Origin of the sequence: Pedobacter sp. PLR, assembly GCF_026239675.1 — a bacterium.
In the GTDB taxonomy this organism is placed as follows: Bacteria; Bacteroidota; Bacteroidia; order Sphingobacteriales; family Sphingobacteriaceae; genus Pedobacter.
Genome location: NZ_JAPIVQ010000002.1, coordinates 625,994 through 644,146, shown reverse-complemented (window position 1 = coordinate 644,146; position 18,153 = coordinate 625,994). Strand labels below are relative to the sequence as shown.

Here is an 18,153-nt window from a genome sequence, read left to right as displayed (position 1 = left end):
TAAGATCTTATATAATATTTCTATTCTTTTTCTACCTGCATATAGTTAAGCTCCAGTGGAGTTTTTCTTCCGAAAATCTTAACCATTACTTTCAGTTTTTTCTTCTCTTCGTTCACCTCTTCGATCACGCCGGTAAAACCATTAAATGGTCCATCCATTACTTTTACGTTCTCTCCAACATAGTAAGTTACGTTCATGGTTTCACCTTGCTGGCTCATCTCATCAACTTTACCTAAAATGCGATTAACCTCTGCTTGACGCATAGGTACCGGGTTTCCGCCTTTATCTCCCAGAAAACCAATTACACTATTAACATTCTTAATAATGTGCTCCAGCTCTCCGTCCAAATTCGCTTCAATCAAAACATATCCGGGATAGAAGTTACGTTCTTTCGCAATCTTTTTTCCTTCTTTCATTTGATAGTATTTCTCCATTGGGATTAATACCTGAGGAACAAGGTGAGAAAAACCTAAACGGCTAATTTCAGAATCGATATACTGTTTTACCTTCTTCTCTTTACCGCTTACCGCCCTAACTACATACCATTTCAACTGATCGTCCATTTAGCTATATTAATTAGAAAGTGATTTATAAAAAGTATCTAAAACAAAAGTAGATCCCTTATCCATTGCAAAAACGACTAATGCAATGATAAACGAAGCTACCAGAACCAGCACTGCAGAATTTTGCAATTCTCCCCATGTAGGCCAAGTAACCTTCTGGGTCATTTCTTCATACGATTCTTTAATAAATTGAACTACTTTAGCCATAATCTTTTATTAGCACGGGAACAAGGATTCGAACCCTGATCAAAGGTTTTGGAGACCTCTATTCTACCGTTGAACTATTCCCGTGTATATTATGCTTTATCCCTTCAACCAGGATTTAGCAGCTTTATTAGAAACAAAGTACCGGGCGGTTAAAGCCCGGATACTTTGCTTTATTTGGTTATTTAATGCCTGTTGGCTTTAAATTATTTTACAATTTCAGTTACCTGACCAGCACCTACTGTTCTACCACCCTCACGGATTGCGAAACGTAGACCTTTTTCCATTGCGATTGCGTTGATCAATTTAACATTGATAGTAACGTTATCACCTGGCATTACCATTTCAGTTCCTTCAACTAAGGTGATTTCACCTGTAACGTCTGTGGTACGGAAATAGAATTGTGGACGGTATTTGTTAAAGAATGGAGTGTGACGTCCACCTTCTGCTTTTGATAATACATAGATCTCAGCTTTGAAATCTGTGTGAGGAGTTACTGAACCTGGTTTACAGATTACCATACCACGACGGATATCAGTTTTCTCAATACCACGTAACAATAGACCTACGTTATCACCAGCTTCACCATAATCAAGGATCTTACGGAACATCTCAACACCTGTTACAGTTGATTTAAGATTTTCAGCACCCATACCCAGGATCTCAACAGGATCACCAGAGTTGATTACACCACGCTCAATACGACCAGTTGCAACAGTACCACGACCAGTGATCGAGAATACATCTTCAACAGGCATTAAGAATGGAAGTTCAGTTAAACGTGGAGGGATTGGAATGTAGCTATCTACAGCATCCATTAATTCCATGATTTTAGCAACCCAAGTAGGATCTCCGTTCAAGCCACCAAGAGCTGAACCTTGAATTACAGGGATATCATCACCAGGGAATTCATAGAAAGATAATAATTCACGAACTTCCATCTCTACTAATTCTAGTAATTCAGGATCGTCAACCATATCCACTTTATTCATGAATACTACCAATGAAGGAACACCAACCTGACGAGCCAATAGAATGTGCTCACGAGTTTGTGGCATTGGACCATCTGTAGCAGCTACAACGATGATAGCTCCATCCATTTGTGCAGCACCAGTAACCATGTTCTTTACATAATCCGCGTGACCTGGACAGTCAACGTGTGCATAGTGACGGTTAGCTGTTGAATACTCAACGTGTGCTGTATTGATAGTGATACCTCTTTCTTTTTCCTCTGGAGCAGAGTCAATAGAATCAAATGAACGCGCCTCAGATAAACCAGCATCAGATAACACTTTAGTGATAGCTGCTGTTAAGGTTGTTTTACCGTGGTCAACGTGACCGATTGTGCCGATGTTTAAGTGCGGCTTGCTGCGGTCAAACTTTTCTTTTGCCATGTTTTTATACTTATTAGTAGGTTATAACTTTTTATTAATTAATTGTTTTGATACAAATTCAACACAAAAAACCTTGTTCAACTGCTATAAACGACAGATTCAACAAAGCTTGTTTTTATCTTGAGCCAAAGATGGGACTTGAACCCACGACCTCTTCCTTACCAAGGAAGTGCTCTACCGCTGAGCTACTTCGGCTTTTAATCTCAGCTTCAATCTAAATTAAATTAAGTAGTTCAATTTTGATATTCGGATTGAACTACTCAATTCCTTGCCGATTCTCCAGCTTTTCCAATTTTGAGCGAAAGACGAGGTTCGAACTCGCGACCTATAGCTTGGAAGGCTATCGCTCTACCAACTGAGCTACTTTCGCTTTTTTATTGTGGGGGGAGAAGGATTCGAACCTTCGAAGTCTTGCGACAACAGAGTTACAGTCTGTCCCATTTGGCCACTCTGGTATCCCCCCCTACCTTTAACCTGCCAATACTTTGCAGTATCGAAGTTAAAAGAGCCTCCTATCGGGATCGAACCAATGACCTACTGATTACAAGTCAGTTGCTCTACCAGCTGAGCTAAGGAGGCTAATATGATCATTGCAATGGTATGCACAATGATTTTTTCAAATTTTAATCTTTCACAGAACTAATCCGAATCTTTTAAGAGAAACGCCCTCTCTGATTGGGATTGCAAATGTACACCAATTTTAATATGATCCAAAATTATTTTAAAAAAAAAATGGCAGGACTTGATCCTGCCACCCTTTTTCTTAAAAACCTTCAAAATATCAGCCTAATAATCAGATACTTCGTTGGCATTTAAAATTGCTTTATGTTCACTTAATTTTTCTCGTGTTTTATCTTTGTGTTTAGTGATTTGCTTTCTTAATGACTCAATTGCTAAATCTGTGGCCTCCTCAAAAGTTTTACATTGTTCCTTTGCGAACATCGTTACGCCGGGAACGATCAGTTTGATCTCACTTATTTTGTTTGCTTCATCCTCTACATTTTCTAATTTCAAATAAACCTCCCCACTAATTATCTGGTCGAAGTACTGGTCTAACTTATCTGTTTTCTTTTGAATAAACTCCAACAATTTCTGGTCTGCATTGAAATGGATCGATTGAACTGTAATTTTCATTGTTTCCTCCTTTTTTATGCCTTTGGATGGGCTTGTTTATATATTGATTTTAATCTCTCTATTGAGTTATGCGTATATACCTGTGTAGCCGCAAGGCTGGCATGACCTAATAACTCTTTAATTGCATTCAAATCTGCCCCCCTGTTTAAAAGGCTCGTCGCATAAGAATGACGCAACACATGGGGGCTTTTTTTATCCTGTGTGGATATATATGTCAAATAACTGGTCACAATCCTATAAATTAGTTTAGGATAAGCTGGTGTTCCTTTATCTGTAACGATTAAGGGACCCATTTTGTTATGAAAATTTTGTAATGTTTTTATATCAAGGTAAGCTTTCAGCTGATCAGTAAGGAGTTTACTGACGGGAATAATTCTTTCCTTATTTCTTTTTCCCGTCACACGGATCGTAGCGCCATAAAAATCAATGCTTTCCGCGCTGAGCGAAAGTAATTCTGCCAAACGCATACCGGTTCCAAACAAAGTTTCAATCACCAGTTTATCACGAACAGAAGGAAAAGTATCATTGAAGAATTCGCCCGAGTCCAGTAAAATATCCAGTTTCTGGTCTTCTATAAATACAGGAAGTCTTTGGGGGATTTTTGGCGCCCTGACCAGCGTCATCGGACTCACGCTGATCAAACCTTCACGCAACAGATATTTATAGAAGCTGCGAAGCGTAGAGAGCTTCCTACCTATAGAACGCTCAGAAACCTCCTCTTCCATTAAGGCAACCATATAACTTCTAACCTGGGGATGACCAGCTTCCATCACCGGCAGCTCAAAGGTCTGCTGCAGGTAATCACTAAATTGCAGCAAGTCCGTTTGATAAGACTTCAGGGTATGTGGAGAATAACGTTTCTCGTGCTGGAGATAAAGGAGGAATTGCGCAATAACCATAGGCATACTATTTGTAAAACACGATAAGTGAATATACAAAAGATCCTTCGGGAAACAGCCAGAAATTTCAGATTAAAAATAAAAAAGCGCTACCGGGTTCACCAATAGCGCTTTAATATCATAGAAACTTTTTAGAAACTATACAGTTCCTTCAAGTTGCATGTTCTGCTTGTAAATAGCATGTTTAACTAACGTACGACGAGCTACAGATTTTTTCTCATAAGCTTGGCGGCTACGCAATTCTCTTAACACACCTGTTTTTTCAAATTTCTTTTTGAAACGTTTCAAGGCTTTATCTAGTGATTCGCCGTCTTTAATATTAATGATAATCATAACGTAATATACCCCCTCTCGTTGTTTTTAGGATTGCAAAGATAGAGCTTTGTTTTGGTAATCAAAACAATAAGTGTATTTTTATTTAAAACAATGCCCAAGTAATTTTGTCTATGTTTTAACACTTACTCAAAAACCTATGAAATCAAAAAAAACGATTTTCATCATTCTCGGGATCGTCCTGCTCGTCCTGGCCAGCTTTGTCTACTTCCGCTTCTACTTTGTACTTGGAGAAGGCGTAAAGGCCGGAGAGCTCAACTATGTAGTCAAAAAAGGTTATCTGTTTAAAACCTACGAAGGTAAACTGATCCAGACCGGAATAAGGTCCAAACAAACCGGGAATATTCAATCCAATGAATTTGAGTTTTCTGTAGAAAATGCTGAAATAGCAGAGAAAATGATGCTGAACAGCGGGAAAGTATTTGAATTGCGCTACAAAGAGTATATGGGTGCCTTACCATGGAGAGGCTATAGCAACTATGTGGTTTATGAAATCATTTCCATCCAGTAAAAATAAAAAAATACGGCGACCCTTAAAGTCGCCGTATCCGTTTCTGGTTATATTTGGTTAGAATATGCTTTATACAATAGGTAATATACCTATTTAATCTTTTAAAATTTCCCTTGCGATCACAATTTTTTGTATTTCGGAAGTCCCCTCCCCAATCGTACACAATTTACTATCCCTGTAAAACTTCTCTACCGGAAAATCTTTCGTATATCCGTATCCGCCGAAAATCTGTACAGACTCTGTGGCACAACGGACCGATACTTCAGAAGCAAAATATTTGGCCATGGCCGATTCCTTGGTCATCGGTAATCCACGGTTCTTTAAATCAGCAGCCTGTCTGATCAATAACTCTGCAGCCTCAATCTCTGTGGCCATATCTGCCAGTTTAAAGCTAATGCCCTGAAAGCTGGCGATCGGTTGTCCAAACTGATGACGTTCTTTTGCATAAGCTACAGCGGCTTCATATGCGCCTTTGGCAATTCCCAAAGATAAGGCGGCAATAGAAATCCTGCCACCGTCCAACACCTTCATGGCCTGCTTAAATCCTTCGCCTACCTTGCCCAACAGGTTTTCTTTAGGCACACGACAGTTGTCGAAAATCATCTCCGTCGTTTCCGAGGCACGCATACCCAGTTTATTCTCCTTTTTACCAGCAGAGAAGCCTGGCGTACCACGTTCTACAACGATTGCCGAAATCCCTTTTGAATCCCCTTTATCACCAGTACGAACCATCACTACTGCCACATCACCACTTTTACCGTGGGTGATCCAGTTTTTAGCCCCATTGATCACATACTCGTCACCTTCTAATCTTGCAGTAGTCATCATACCCAAAGCATCAGAACCGGTATTCGCTTCTGTAAGACCCCAGGCACCAATCCATTCTGCAGTCGCCAGCTTAGGCAACCATCTATGTTTTTGTTCTTCTGTACCAAAAGCTAAAATATGTCCTGTACATAAAGAATTGTGTGCTGCTACAGATAAGCCGATAGAGCCGCAAACCTTCGCTACTTCCACAATCACATCAACATATTCCTGATAGCCAAAACCAGAACCTCCATAAATTTCCGGAACCAGCACGCCCATCAATCCCAATCCGCCGAGTTTTTTAAAAACCTCAACCGGAAAGTGTTGCGCTTCATCCCATTCCATTACGTGAGGACGAATATTTTTTTCAGCAAAATCCTTTACCATCTTCCTGATCATCTCCTGATTTTCTGAAATACTAAAGTTGTATCCTACAGAACTATCCATCGTTTCTAACATATCTTATTGTTTGAATTTGAGCAATTATAAGGAATAAAAACTACAGCAACCACAGTTGAAAATTCGCCTCCTGATAGAACGAAACGGTATTTAGTTCATTAACCGTACCCCTTCATTTTTAAGGAAAGCAATAGCGCCACATTTTGTTTATATTTTTTTTAATTTAGTTTTGAAAAAACTAAAAATTAAGCGCAATCATGAGATTTATTACCCGAAAAGACATATTTCAACAGTTAAAAAATGACCTGATTGGGAAAGATGCTTACCGTGGAGTGACCCTCACCTACTCATGGATGGCCAATCAGTTTGGACATTTTTCCCTCGGCTTTATTCCAACCTTTATACTTTACACCTTTCTCAGCTCCCGAACGGAACTATCCAGACCTGAAATATGGGCACCTGTCATCATCTGGGGATGCTGGATTCTATTTGAACTGTACAACTTCCTTGGCCCGCTGCTTTTTAATGTCAACGCAAAAAAAAAGAACCTTCAGCAACAGGGCTATATCTTTCACCCGGAATGGGGGAATATCACTTTTGATACCCTGACCGATTTATGCTTTTTTGGACTTGGTGCATTTGCCTGCAGCTTACTTTGTGCGTATAGCCTACCTGCAATGGTGACTTTTCTGATGCTTTGTGTGATGGCTATTTACCCCTCATACTACTGGTATTCCACAAAAATGCACCTTCAAAATGCAGGATATCCTTTCCAGCTGCGTTTAAGCCAATGGAAATTCAAGATCGGGGAAGATCACAAAGCGGTGATTACAGATTTCGTAAAAACCCCACAAAGCGGAAAACACCTGTTATTATTCGGATCTAAAGGAAGCGGTAAAACCTCGCTCTCTGTAGCCATTGCCACAGAATTATCGATTAAGAACAACCGATGCAGTTATGTAACCGCCACAAAATTATTGTCTATGTTTTTTGAGAGAGCAGAAAGGGTAGCCATTTCTCCGGGATCATGGGCATGGCACGACTCTTCGCTGTTGATCATAGATGACATTAATCCCGGCGGACTTATCAAAAAAGACATCCTTCGGGCGCCCTTGTTCTATGAATTACTGGATAATCCGGAATACGGACCTTTCAATAAAGAATATCTAAAAAAAATGAATACCATTTGGGTAATGGGTAATGAAGAAAGTACCGGGCAGCAGGAGGAACGCTGGGAGCACTTATTTAAACAGATTGGCATTGCCGATTCAAACGTACTCCGTGTTAATCTGGACCACTCCTTAAGGTAAAATAGAATTGTCGTAAGCGAAGCTCACCAGATGGGTAAGGCTTTTTACATTGAAACGCTTATACAAAGGAATGATCCGCTTTTCTATTGCAGAATGTGAAACCTTAAGGTCACGGGCAATCTCCTTAAAGGAATAACCTTTTGCCACCAGCTCTAAAGCTTCCCTTTCCTTATTAGAAATGGCCAGGTAGCTGAATAAAATCTTATTCAGCTCCTCTTCAAACTTCTCCTTTTCCGGCCCATAAGCCGCATAGCGCATGACTTTACCAAAAATCAGGCTCCTGTTGACTTGAAAACGACCAATAATTGCGGTGATCTTTCCATTTTCAGAACTGTATACCCCTACCCTTGCAGAAATAGGAACTGCTGTCCCATCCTTGTGAATTTTCTTCAATTCTATACTGAAGCTATACTTTTCGAGGTCTTTGCTCTTCTGATGAATAAACTGAAGGGCCTTATCATTGAGCTCATGAGAAAATGGGGCAAATTCTGGTGCCGACATATTTACAAGAGCCAGCATATTAATTTCGTCGTCTTTATAACCTAAGATCTCTTCCCAACCACCGGCATAAATCATGCGGTTTTCTTTAAAAGAGTAAATGTAAATCGCTTCATCCGGAAATCTGGGTAAAGTCCGGGCGAAAAAAATGGCCGTCTCACTTTCCAAATCCGTAGGGACATCCGTGATAAATGTTTTAGAATAATCCCCAAAGTTCTTTCCCGACTGCATTTTCATTGTAATATGGTTGCTTTTTATAGAATAAAAATGAATAACTGCGTATTTTCTCAGTTGACAAGCCTCTTATCCAATAGTAATTTTACGGCAAAATAAATACATAAACAAAAATCTACCCCAACAATATAGAAAACAGATCAATTATCTATATAAACATTACACTATGTATACCAAAAACATCAACAAATCTTATGTTACCCGATACACGATCGTTCTGCTAAAGGTAATTGCCATCGTGTTATTCATTTTTTGCTTTTACCAGGCCTGCAAAATTACCAACTAGTATATAACTCCCCCCTTTTATATTTATGAGTGCGCAATCCTAACCAGTTTAGGATTGCATTCATACCCGCTTCCCAAAAAGCTTAATAACCAGCCAGGGAATGTACATTAACGCCATAAGGTGTTAAGCGGTCTTTCCCATTTAAAAAATCAAGGCTAATGATAAAGGAATAGGCTGCAACAGAAGCACCCAATTGCATCATCAGCTTTGAAGCAGCAACAACTGTACCGCCGGTAGCCAGTAAATCATCATGAATCAAAACCCTTTGTCCCGGCAATAAAGCATCTTCATGAACTTCAATTGTTGCCGTTCCATATTCTAACGCATAAGACTCCTTTATTGTTTTATAAGGCAGTTTCCCAGCCTTACGGATAGGAACAAAAGGCACATTTAACAATTGTGCCAATCCCGGACCAAATAAAAAGCCCCTGCTTTCAATCCCTGCCACCACATCAATTTTCTCGTTGGCCAGCTGTGCAGCTAAAAATTCCAGGATCTCCTGACATAACTCAGGATCCTTTAAAATCGGGGTAATGTCTTTAAATACAATTCCGGGTTTTGGGAAATCAATTACGTCCCGAACTGTCTTTTTAATTTTCTCTGCTATCATTTTTCAAAAAATAAGATAAGGCGCTATTTTTTCAATCAATTCAGGTGTCATAATAACCACCTTATTTAAGTCCGCAATATTACTATAATTTCCGTGTTGTTTTCTATAGGCAATCAAAGCGTTAATATGTTGGTAACGCAGATAAGGATGACGCTTGAAATCAGCGGAGCTTGCCGTATTGATATTGATTTTCCTCAGGACACCAGGGTCCACAGATACCTGCCCTTTGATTTCCTGAAACTTCAGACTGTCGATACCAAACACCTCCATCAGTTGTTCCTTCTTATGAAACCCACCAATCTGCTCCCGGTAGGCCACAATCCTTCTGGCAAACACCTTGCCTATCCCGGAGATGCGGTCCAGCTCCAGGGTATCTGCTGTATTCAATGCAACCCTAATCATTTCTTTTGGCCGGAAGATTTGCGCAGGGCGATCCGGACGATAGACTGACGCCTTTCCCACAGACTGAATCTGAACATAGGGTTCGAGCAACCGGTACAATTCCGGACGAATTGTATACATCTTCTTCAAATCCGATGGCGTACGGAATACCCCACCTTTAGACCGGTAGTTTAAAATCGCTTGTGCCTGCTTTTCGGACAAGCCGAGTTGCTGCCAGCTTTCCTGTCCGATTAAATTCGGGTCAAAATAAAACAAGGAAGGTTTTCTATAGGCTGAAACACGGGGATACTCCCTTTGATTTCCGGACCGACGCTCATTTCCATACCTGCTTTGGGGAGTTTTCGGCGCATTGGCCAGTTCCAGTTTAAGCATGGCCAGCTGCTCTTCGTCCGTTGGCAGCTGCAAAGGAACCAAAGCCCGGTAAACCGGAGGAAATACCGCAATCAAACAAATCAGTGTAATTAACACCAACAGTCCGTTAAACTGACTTTTAGAAAATTCAAAGTAGTTATTTCGCCATTTTCTGATCACCTGCACAAGGTAGGTACTGTTATTTAAAAATATAAATCTTATTTTTGAAATTGCTTTATTATTCACATACAAAATTAGATGAAGATCATAACCACCAAAGAGTTTGCAGAGGCCACAAAAATAGATAAGCTGGGCGTGCCTGGCCTGGCAGCCTTGCTTATGGAGATGATGAAACTGAATGACATCAACAAGGTTTTTTCCCAGAACAAACATTATAACGGATTAGAATTTGTTGACAAAATATTAGAGACCATCGGCGTTACGATAGACTTTGACGAAGACGACCTGAAAAGCATTCCTAAAACCGGAGGTTTTATTGCGATCGCCAATCATCCTTATGGTGGTATTGAAGGTTTAGCGCTTGTAAAACTCTTATGTACAGTCAGACCGGAAGCTAAAGTCATGGTCAACTTTATTCTTAAAAAGATCCCTAACCTGAGCGAGTTTTTTGTTGCCGTAAACCCATTCGAGAACGTACAACATACTTCCAGCATCAGCGGTCTTAAAGCCACCTTCGACTTATTGCAAAGTGGAACACCAATAGGGATTTTCCCTGCCGGTGAGGTATCCACCTTTAGTCTGGATAAGCAGGAAATTACCGATCGCCTATGGCACCCGGTAGTAGGTAAATTAATTGCCCGTGCAAAAGTACCCGTAGTGCCAATTTATTTCCATGGCAACAATGGCGTCCTGTTTAACATTTTAAGTTTCATTCACCCCACACTAAGAACTGCCAAACTTCCTTCAGAATTCCTGAATAAGCAAGGCCTAAAGATAAAAGTAAGAATAGGAAAGCCGATTCATATCGAAGACATCTCTTACAGAAACAATACCAATAAGCTTCTTGATTTCTTACGTGCCCGTACCTATGCTTTAGGAACAGGACTGGAACAAGAGAAAAAACTATTCAATCCGATCAATCTTTTCAAGATCAAAAAGAAACCGGAGCCTATAATCGAGGAAACTGAGCGTTCACTGATTGTATCCGAGATTGAGGAACTGGAAACCTTCAGGGTATGGCAGGAGAAAAACTACGAAGTTTACATCACGCCAACCTCCAGCATTCCAAACATCCTGAAAGAGATCGGACGCTTACGCGAGATTACTTTCAGAGAAGTTGGCGAAGGAACGAACAAAAAGATCGACCTGGACAATTACGATATCTATTACCACCACTTGTTTATCTGGGATAAAGAAAAGCAAAACATCGTGGGTGCTTACCGGATTGGTAAAGGCGATGAGATTTTGGATACCATGGGCAGAAGAGGTTTTTACCTTTCTGAACTTTTCAAAATTAAAGAGCCATTTTACCCCATCCTGAGAAAAGGAATAGAGCTTGGCCGTTCATGGATCCGCAAGGAATACCAGCTAAAACCATTACCCCTGTTCTTACTGTGGAAAGGGATTTTAAAATACCTGCTGGACAACCCGCAATACCGTTATATGTTTGGTCCGGTAAGCATCAGTAATAACTTCTCTAAGTTCTCCAAATCACTGATTGTGGATTACATCACGAAGAACCATTTTGATTACGAACTGGCGGCTTTCGTGAAGCCTAAGAACAAATTTAAAGCAGACTTATCTGCCATTGATAAAAACCTGCTGGTTGAAAGCAGTGAATCTTTAAAAGACCTGGATAGTCTGATCTCAGATATTGAGAATACCCACATTAAGATTCCGGTATTGTTAAGGCAATACATGAACCTGAATGCGAAGATTATCTGTTTCAATATTGATCCTAAATTCTCCGACTGCCTCGATGGATTCCTTCTGGTAGATATGCAGAACATTCCTGCAGAAATGCTGGAGAAGGTTGGCAAGAACTTCTAAATTTAAAGAGCCACGATATTCACCGTGGCTCTTTAAATTTAATTCAAAAGTATAAGAGATCAATTAATCTAAATAATGATGAAATACTTCGGAAAAACCATACTCTGATGGATTCTCGATAGAAGTTATTTTAAACTGATAGAAGGGACCCAATGGTACATTATTCGTTTTGGGTAGCATGAAATTTCCAGTATTAGGCGTTGAGCTAATCAAATTTCGATTAAAGGTTCCATCTTCATTATATAAATCTATAGAGACATTTGAAGCATTTATCCTGTCAACTAACCACTTCACCTTAAGCTCTCCGTAGCCAGACCCAGAACTATCTGGCCTAAATATCCAAAAAGCATGGGGGTAACTATTTGGCACGTCATCTGGCCAAAGGCCTGGATGTTCATTGACAAAACAAAACAATCCGCTCTTTCCATTCATCCCCTCTAAGGTCTCAATTACTACATAATAGCTAAAATGGTAATCAAAAGAAAGCTTGACCTTTAAAGCTTGTAATGCTGCTGCATCAAGCTTCAATGAGCCCGTATTAGGCACTTGCTGTTTAGAAATTATGATTGAAGAGGGATTACCCGGATAGGTCGTCTCAATTTCATAAATCGTAATATTAACAGTACTTGCTCCTCCTAATTCAGATTTTCTCCATTTTAATTCTATCTCTTCATTTGGCAACTTAACTCCTACTTCAAATTGATTAAGTGCAGGATAAGTAAAAAGATCTGATATAGGAGCTCTTGGGCCAGTATACTTAAGGGGTATGGATTCATTATTCCTTTCCTGAGTTAATAATTTTTGCTGGGGAGTATCAAAATAAGTAAACCGCAGATACAGCCCCCCATTAACTATACCAGCAGCTAACTCAGCATCCATTCCAATGGTAAGAAAACCTGTCCCATTAAAGTCAGCACTAGTTACATCTCTTGTTCCGAGTTCAGTTGTTCCATTATAACCAGCGTAAACGAGTGTAACCTTACAGGCACCGGATTCATACGCGCCGTTCGAAAACATGGATCTACTCAATGATACCGCAATTTTAAAAGGAGTTTTTGCATTTAGTTTCGGTACATTTAACCCTCCACCAGGAGCTAAATATGAAGGTTGAATCTTGAATGAATACACTCTTACATCTGCCTTTAACACAAAAACATTGGCCAAAAACACCAATAAAAGAAGGAAAATATTTTTATAATTTTTCATATCTCTATTTGCCGTATTCTTTATGGTAAATATTTGCATCCAGATAGATTTTTTCCATCTCTGTCTTATTGAACTTGTTCCCTCTTATGATGTATTCGTTATTAGATTTATCATAATTGATCTCCTCTATATCTACATCTAAACTAATAGACAAAAATTTCAATAAGGATGCTTCAGATACTGCATCAATCTTTTCTATAGCAATTTCTTTGGAATCCTTTTTAATAGATTCATCTTTTTCACAAGCACTTAAGGCTATTGTTGCCAATGCCATAAATGACGCTGTTTTTCCAAAAAACAGCAAATAATTTTTCATATTCATAATTAATTTTTCAACAATTAACACAATTAAAATTAACGGACTATAAACAAATGATTAATTAAAAAAATATCAAATAATTAACTTAAAAGATACGAAAAATCATATTACACATAGGTTTATAAGAGGTCAAATAGGATAGTTGTTGCCACCATAAGCTTTGCCGTTAGTGACCTGTGTTAGAAATACTAGACCCTGGGACTAAATGGGCATGATGGTTTATTTTAACCAATTTATTCCAATATCAAAAACCGCCTTATAAACTAGTTATAAGACGGTCTGTATGATTAAATTGTATTTTGTTGATTAGAATGTTGCGCCAGCGCTAGCTGATGATCCTGCTTTCAATAAGAAGTTAGGAGCAGTTAAACTAAATGGATTTTCCAATAAAGTAGCTGCAGCAGTTGCATCCGAAAAGGTATTTCCTTTTGAGGTCAGGTAAGTTTTAAACTCAGCAGCAGTTGCAAACGAAGCAGCACCAGCAGTAAAGCCTCCGGCTACAACTTCTCTATCAGCAGTAAAAGCTTGATAGATATTATTTTTAATTAATGAAGAACCATCAACTAAAGCATTACTTGTTTCAACATTTCTAACATCGATACCATATTTGAAGCCGATAAAAATAGAGTTTGCAAGTATCATTTTCGATCCTTTCCTCCATAGGTTAGCATATTCATGTTTTGCATCAGCTGTAACACCGGGACCTATAATTGTAACATTTGAAAGTACAGGTCTGGTTCGAGGATTCGAATCGAAAACTTTATCTGAGTTATCAGATTCAATGCCATTAGACTGACCAGCCTGATCGGCCAATTCCGGATTCCTTTGTGCTACCAAGTACTGTAGTCTACCAGAAAAACCGTTATCAAAATCAAACACATCATCAACGTTTGCAATAGAAACAAGGTGTTTTGCATTTACAGTACCACCAAACCATTCGAATGAATCATCACCGGAGTAAGAAACCTGAACGTAATCAACTACCGTTTTAGAACCTACAGAACCAAAAGTAATCCCGTTGATCTCATTGTTAGTTGTATAAGCAATACCAGGGAATTCAACACGTACATATTTAAGCACACCAGAATTATCATCAGGAATAGTACCACCGTGATTTCCTTCAGGAAGAGTTAAACCACCTTCGATCAAACCTTCACCACCAGGGATGTTGTTGGTCGATTTACCAAGGATGATAATCCCACCCCAATCACCAGGAGCTCTTGAGCCTGCTGCTTCGTTTGAAGTGAACACGATTGGTTTTGCGGCAGTTCCTTCCGCATTCACCTTACCGCCACGTGTAACTACTAAGGTACCTTTAGAAACTTTATCACCACGGATTACCGTTCCCGCAGGAATCGTTAAAGTAGCGCCACTTTTAACATATACAAATCCCTTTAACAAATAAACTACCGAAGCATCTAAGGTCATGTTAGCAGAAATATCACCTGATAAGGTCACTGTAGTTGCACCATAGACTGTTGTTTTTGGTGTGAAGTTGGTCCAGCTGGCGGTCCAGTCTGTAGTACCGAAAGCACCTCTGTAACTTACTTTATCAAAAAACGCATCCGCTAATGTTGCAGGAACAGCTGGGTCTACAATAGGATCAATAATTGAGTCACCACCACCTTTTTTACAACCGGTTATTGCTGTAGCTCCTGTAACTAATAATGCTAACAGGCTTAAGTTTAATCTATTTTTCATGTCTGTTTATTGTTTAGTCAAATCTACAGCGGCTACATTAATCCAATATTAATTATGGATTAAGAATAGCCGCTATAGGTGTTAAGTTATCGTTAAGACTATTTGATTTTATAAGAGAAGCCGATAGAGATCGAAGATCCAAAACGGTCTGCAATGTTAATATTATCTGTTCTCTTGTCGAAAGACGCATTTGGGTCAGAACCTTTTACTTTCTGGTAGTAATAACCTGTGTTATTCAAAATATCACTATAGTTCAGTTTTACTTCTGCTCTGGACTTCGCAAACTTTTTGGAAACCTGAAGATCCAGGATGTTTCTTGAATATTCATAAATATCAGGATCTTCTACGTTACCGATTGCCCAGATACGTGGACCTACCCTGTTGAACAATAAAGTCACGCCCAAAGTATTTGCAGAAGTACTGCTATAAGTAAGGCCTGCATTAACCAGGTATGGAGACTGTCCTTGCATTGGTCTTACGCCATTTGCGTTCACCAATTTTGAAACAACCACTTCCGACTTGATATAAGAAGCATTGGTATTGAAGGTAAAGTTGTTGAATTGCTCACCCAGGAATTTCAGTGATTTTCTGAATTCCAGTTCAATTCCATATACTGTTGCTGATTCAGAGTTCGCATAGCTCAATGACCTTCCTCCTCCAAGTTGTAAAGTCTGCTCTATTGGCGAATCGAAGTACTTATAGAAAGTAGACACCGAGAACGTTTCTCCTGAAGAAGGGTAAAAAGCATAACCTAAATCCAGGTTGGTTGTTTTTGATTGTTTCAACGCTGCATTACCCCTGATGTTCATGTTTTTATTGAAGTCATAAAAAGGGAAAGGTGCAAGCTCTCTGAATTCTGCACGTCCAACCGTTTGGGAGGCAGAAACACGGATATCCGCTTTATTTGTTAAGTTATAGATCAGGTTGGCAGATGGCAATAGGTTTGTTGCGGTTGAATCAATGTTCACGGGTTTACCATTGTCTACGCTATTTAATTTTAACTGGTAAGACTCTAATCTCGCACCAACACTAAATCTTATTCTATCGGTCAGGTAACCATCAAACATGGCGTAACCAGCATTAAGGAAGGCACTCGCATCATAATGGTCGCTACCGTTGGTAATCTCATCCAATACAAATCCATTCGGACGGATATTTTCCGAAGCAAAGATCTGATCCTGAGGTAAAGTCAATAAAGAATTATCAAAATCACCGTTTCTGATGAAACCTAAAATCCTTGCATTGAAATCACGCTTTCTGTACTGACCAAAATATCCGAACTTAATTTTATTCTTATCCTGGAACCAGGAAACCGGAATGGTAAAGTTTAAGGCGCCACCATAAGCATCCTCATTCAGCTTAGAGTTGAAATTACCAGCAAGTTTGGCATCAGCTGAAGCCGGTTGAATCGCAGCTATCCCATCTTTGGAATATTCCATACGCTTATAACCCGGCTCTTTTCTATCCGTATTCGCATAGTTCAGGTTCCAGTCCATTTTGATTTTACTGTCTTCGGTTAATAAATGCTCACCGGATAACTGGTTGCTCAATAAAGAACGTTGCAATAAATAATCACCGGTTCTGATAAATTCACCACCTGAATCGTCTTTACCTTCACGTAGGGTAAACTGGTTTTCAAGCACCCTGTTGTAGATGTTTTTAAAGGTGATTTTATTGGTACCCCAGGAGTAAGCGAAGTTGGCTAAAGCACCGATACTGGTGTTGAAATTATACTGGTTGTCATGAAACTGATCACCCAATGCCTGTCCGCTATAAGCCTTCTGATCTGAAGTTTTCAGTTTCTCATCATATCGGTAAGTTAATGACAATACGGTTCCGAATTTAGAATCGTCTTTAAACACTTTACTTGTACCATAATTCAATTGAAAGATCGGCCCCAGTTTAGCGGTTACTTTGTTATATCCCCAGTTGTTTTTGAATTGTCTGGAAAAATCAAACCTTTCTGCTGAATTTGGAGACAAGGCTCTATACACATCTGTAGATGGAAAACCTTTTGGAATATCTCTTCCTTTATCATAAATCCCTAAAGCTTCCAGACCACCTCTTGGTGCTACATAAAAGTCTTTAAAGGCCGATTGCATATTGATAGACGTACCTAAAGATAAATTTAGAAAAGGATTATCAGGAAAGTCTTTAGTCGTGATCTGTACCACACCACCCGAAAAATCGGCAGGAATATCTGCCGAAGCAGTTTTGTTAATTACAATGGCATCAATCAGGTTGGAAGGAAGAATGTCAAAAGAAAATGCTCTTTTATCTACTTCTGTATTTGGAAGCATTGAGTTGTTCAGCATGGCTGAGTTGTAGCGATCAGATAATCCACGAACAATCACAAACTTGTTGTCCTGTATACTGGCACCACTCACACGTTTCAGAACTTCCGAAGTATTTTTATCCGGGCTCTTCCTGATCAGCTCTGCGGAGATACCACTTGAAATACTGATGCTGGCTTTCTGATTGGCAAAAAGCGTATTCACCGATTCCTTACTTGCTGTGGCGGTGATCACCACCTCATTCAGTTTTTGTGAATTCGACTCTTCCATCACGATGTCAATCGGAGTAGCAGCACCCGCTTTCACCTGAACATCGGTGATCAGCTTAGTGGCATAACCAATATAAGAAGCTTCGATCGTATACTTCCCTGCTGCCATTGCGGCAATCACATAACGACCTTCCACATCAGTGGAGGTACCTTTAGTGGTACCCGCTATTTTAACAGTTACACCGATTAGTGTTTCCCCTGTCTTTTTATCAGATACTTTACCAGAAATTTTGCCGTTTTGAGCAAACACTGTGCTGCCAATAATTACGAATAAAACGGTAATTAATGCCTTTTTAAGATTTAGTTGTGATTTCAATTTTCCCTGTTATTTATTTCAGGCAAAGCTATTACCACAATGTTAGGTCTATATTAGCTGGAAATTACCATTTCTTTATCACAGTGTTAATTTCATGTTAAAT

The 18,153-nt window shown here is 39.4% G+C and carries 17 protein-coding genes and 5 tRNA genes; 3 read left to right on the top strand and 19 right to left on the bottom strand.

Annotation, left to right across the window (positions count from 1 at the left end; genetic code table 11):
• Positions 1–20: 20 nt before the first annotated feature.
• The 11 genes from nusG to rpsU all read right to left on the bottom strand — a co-directional run bounded on the left by nusG (position 21) and on the right by rpsU (position 4,527).
• The gene (gene nusG / locus OQX61_RS06435) at positions 21–563 is read right to left on the bottom strand and encodes a transcription termination/antitermination protein NusG (protein WP_062550291.1); all 543 of its coding nucleotides are present in this window, start codon (positions 561–563) and stop codon (positions 21–23) included.
• A 9-nt stretch (positions 564–572) separates the two neighbouring features.
• Positions 573–770, bottom strand: a complete 198-nt coding sequence (gene secE / locus OQX61_RS06430) for a preprotein translocase subunit SecE (protein WP_062550292.1) — start codon at positions 768–770, stop codon at positions 573–575.
• Positions 771–783: 13 nt separating this feature from the next.
• A tRNA-Trp gene (locus OQX61_RS06425) sits at positions 784–854 on the bottom strand.
• Positions 855–973: 119 nt separating this feature from the next.
• The gene (gene tuf, locus OQX61_RS06420) at positions 974–2,161 is read right to left on the bottom strand and encodes an elongation factor Tu (RefSeq protein WP_062550293.1); all 1,188 of its coding nucleotides are present in this window, start codon (positions 2,159–2,161) and stop codon (positions 974–976) included.
• A 123-nt stretch (positions 2,162–2,284) separates the two neighbouring features.
• Positions 2,285–2,356, bottom strand: a tRNA-Thr gene (locus OQX61_RS06415).
• A gap of 102 nt (positions 2,357–2,458) precedes the next feature.
• Positions 2,459–2,531, bottom strand: a tRNA-Gly gene (locus tag OQX61_RS06410).
• A 10-nt stretch (positions 2,532–2,541) separates the two neighbouring features.
• Positions 2,542–2,624: transfer RNA gene (locus OQX61_RS06405), tRNA-Tyr, on the bottom strand.
• A gap of 43 nt (positions 2,625–2,667) precedes the next feature.
• Positions 2,668–2,740 (bottom strand) — tRNA-Thr (locus OQX61_RS06400).
• Between the two features lie 207 nt (positions 2,741–2,947).
• Positions 2,948–3,295 carry a ribosome-associated translation inhibitor RaiA gene (gene raiA / locus OQX61_RS06395; protein WP_265840819.1) on the bottom strand — a complete coding sequence of 116 codons (348 nt, stop codon included), beginning with the start codon at positions 3,293–3,295 and terminating at the stop codon, positions 2,948–2,950.
• A 14-nt stretch (positions 3,296–3,309) separates the two neighbouring features.
• Positions 3,310–4,194 carry a tyrosine-type recombinase/integrase gene (locus OQX61_RS06390; RefSeq protein ID WP_265840960.1) on the bottom strand — a complete coding sequence of 295 codons (885 nt, stop codon included), beginning with the start codon at positions 4,192–4,194 and terminating at the stop codon, positions 3,310–3,312.
• Between the two features lie 138 nt (positions 4,195–4,332).
• Positions 4,333–4,527 carry a 30S ribosomal protein S21 gene (rpsU, locus tag OQX61_RS06385; protein ID WP_062551169.1) on the bottom strand — a complete coding sequence of 65 codons (195 nt, stop codon included), beginning with the start codon at positions 4,525–4,527 and terminating at the stop codon, positions 4,333–4,335.
• 139 nt (positions 4,528–4,666) lie between these two features.
• On the opposite strand from rpsU, the gene OQX61_RS06380 reads away from it, so the two are divergent.
• Positions 4,667–5,038, top strand: coding sequence for a hypothetical protein (locus OQX61_RS06380; RefSeq protein WP_265840818.1), 372 nt, complete (start codon positions 4,667–4,669; stop codon positions 5,036–5,038).
• 93 nt (positions 5,039–5,131) lie between these two features.
• Here the strand turns inward: OQX61_RS06380 and OQX61_RS06375 are convergent, their stop codons facing one another.
• Positions 5,132–6,304, bottom strand: a complete 1,173-nt coding sequence (locus OQX61_RS06375; RefSeq protein ID WP_265840817.1) for an acyl-CoA dehydrogenase family protein — start codon at positions 6,302–6,304, stop codon at positions 5,132–5,134.
• A gap of 197 nt (positions 6,305–6,501) precedes the next feature.
• Between OQX61_RS06375 and OQX61_RS06370 the strand changes: the two genes are divergently transcribed.
• Positions 6,502–7,554 (top strand): RuvB-like domain-containing protein, encoded by a 1,053-nt coding sequence (locus tag OQX61_RS06370; protein ID WP_265840816.1) that lies wholly within the window; start codon positions 6,502–6,504, stop codon positions 7,552–7,554.
• On the opposite strand, the gene OQX61_RS06365 is transcribed toward OQX61_RS06370, so the two are convergent.
• From OQX61_RS06365 to OQX61_RS06355, 3 genes are all read right to left on the bottom strand, one after another.
• A complete protein-coding gene (locus OQX61_RS06365; protein ID WP_265840815.1) occupies positions 7,546–8,289 on the bottom strand; it encodes a LuxR C-terminal-related transcriptional regulator in 744 nt (247 codons plus the stop codon). The genes OQX61_RS06370 and OQX61_RS06365 overlap by 9 nt on opposite strands.
• Positions 8,290–8,654: 365 nt before the next feature.
• On the bottom strand, positions 8,655–9,182 hold the full coding sequence (locus tag OQX61_RS06360) for an adenine phosphoribosyltransferase (RefSeq protein ID WP_265840814.1): 528 nt from the start codon (positions 9,180–9,182) through the stop codon (positions 8,655–8,657).
• Between the two features lie 3 nt (positions 9,183–9,185).
• The gene (locus tag OQX61_RS06355) at positions 9,186–10,181 is read right to left on the bottom strand and encodes a helix-hairpin-helix domain-containing protein (RefSeq protein ID WP_265840813.1); all 996 of its coding nucleotides are present in this window, start codon (positions 10,179–10,181) and stop codon (positions 9,186–9,188) included.
• A 12-nt stretch (positions 10,182–10,193) separates the two neighbouring features.
• On the opposite strand from OQX61_RS06355, the gene OQX61_RS06350 reads away from it, so the two are divergent.
• Positions 10,194–11,945: a GNAT family N-acyltransferase gene (locus OQX61_RS06350; protein ID WP_265840812.1), complete on the top strand. Its 1,752-nt coding sequence runs from the start codon at positions 10,194–10,196 to the stop codon at positions 11,943–11,945.
• A gap of 63 nt (positions 11,946–12,008) precedes the next feature.
• On the opposite strand, the gene OQX61_RS06345 is transcribed toward OQX61_RS06350, so the two are convergent.
• The 4 genes from OQX61_RS06345 to OQX61_RS06330 form a co-directional block, all read right to left on the bottom strand.
• A complete protein-coding gene (locus OQX61_RS06345; protein ID WP_265840811.1) occupies positions 12,009–13,151 on the bottom strand; it encodes a hypothetical protein in 1,143 nt (380 codons plus the stop codon).
• 4 nt (positions 13,152–13,155) lie between these two features.
• Complete coding sequence (locus OQX61_RS06340) at positions 13,156–13,425, bottom strand: hypothetical protein (RefSeq protein WP_265840810.1); 270 nt, start codon at positions 13,423–13,425, stop codon at positions 13,156–13,158.
• A gap of 351 nt (positions 13,426–13,776) precedes the next feature.
• On the bottom strand, positions 13,777–15,171 hold the full coding sequence (locus OQX61_RS06335) for a hypothetical protein (protein ID WP_265840809.1): 1,395 nt from the start codon (positions 15,169–15,171) through the stop codon (positions 13,777–13,779).
• 98 nt (positions 15,172–15,269) lie between these two features.
• A complete protein-coding gene (locus OQX61_RS06330; RefSeq protein WP_265840808.1) occupies positions 15,270–18,050 on the bottom strand; it encodes a TonB-dependent receptor in 2,781 nt (926 codons plus the stop codon).
• Positions 18,051–18,153 lie beyond the last annotated feature (103 nt).

Coding starts and splice junctions, on each gene's coding strand:
- nusG (WP_062550291.1), bottom strand. CDS start 563: ATGGACGATCAGTTGAAATGGTATGTAGTTAGGGCGGTAAGCGGTAAA.
- secE (WP_062550292.1), bottom strand. CDS start 770: ATGGCTAAAGTAGTTCAATTTATTAAAGAATCGTATGAAGAAATGACC.
- tuf (WP_062550293.1), bottom strand. CDS start 2,161: ATGGCAAAAGAAAAGTTTGACCGCAGCAAGCCGCACTTAAACATCGGC.
- raiA (WP_265840819.1), bottom strand. CDS start 3,295: ATGAAAATTACAGTTCAATCGATCCATTTCAATGCAGACCAGAAATTG.
- OQX61_RS06390 (WP_265840960.1), bottom strand. CDS start 4,194: ATGGTTATTGCGCAATTCCTCCTTTATCTCCAGCACGAGAAACGTTAT.
- rpsU (WP_062551169.1), bottom strand. CDS start 4,527: ATGATTATCATTAATATTAAAGACGGCGAATCACTAGATAAAGCCTTG.
- OQX61_RS06380 (WP_265840818.1), top strand. CDS start 4,667: ATGAAATCAAAAAAAACGATTTTCATCATTCTCGGGATCGTCCTGCTC.
- OQX61_RS06375 (WP_265840817.1), bottom strand. CDS start 6,304: ATGTTAGAAACGATGGATAGTTCTGTAGGATACAACTTTAGTATTTCA.
- OQX61_RS06370 (WP_265840816.1), top strand. CDS start 6,502: ATGAGATTTATTACCCGAAAAGACATATTTCAACAGTTAAAAAATGAC.
- OQX61_RS06365 (WP_265840815.1), bottom strand. CDS start 8,289: ATGAAAATGCAGTCGGGAAAGAACTTTGGGGATTATTCTAAAACATTT.
- OQX61_RS06360 (WP_265840814.1), bottom strand. CDS start 9,182: ATGATAGCAGAGAAAATTAAAAAGACAGTTCGGGACGTAATTGATTTC.
- OQX61_RS06350 (WP_265840812.1), top strand. CDS start 10,194: ATGAAGATCATAACCACCAAAGAGTTTGCAGAGGCCACAAAAATAGAT.
- OQX61_RS06345 (WP_265840811.1), bottom strand. CDS start 13,151: ATGAAAAATTATAAAAATATTTTCCTTCTTTTATTGGTGTTTTTGGCC.
- OQX61_RS06340 (WP_265840810.1), bottom strand. CDS start 13,425: ATGGCATTGGCAACAATAGCCTTAAGTGCTTGTGAAAAAGATGAATCT.
- OQX61_RS06335 (WP_265840809.1), bottom strand. CDS start 15,171: ATGAAAAATAGATTAAACTTAAGCCTGTTAGCATTATTAGTTACAGGA.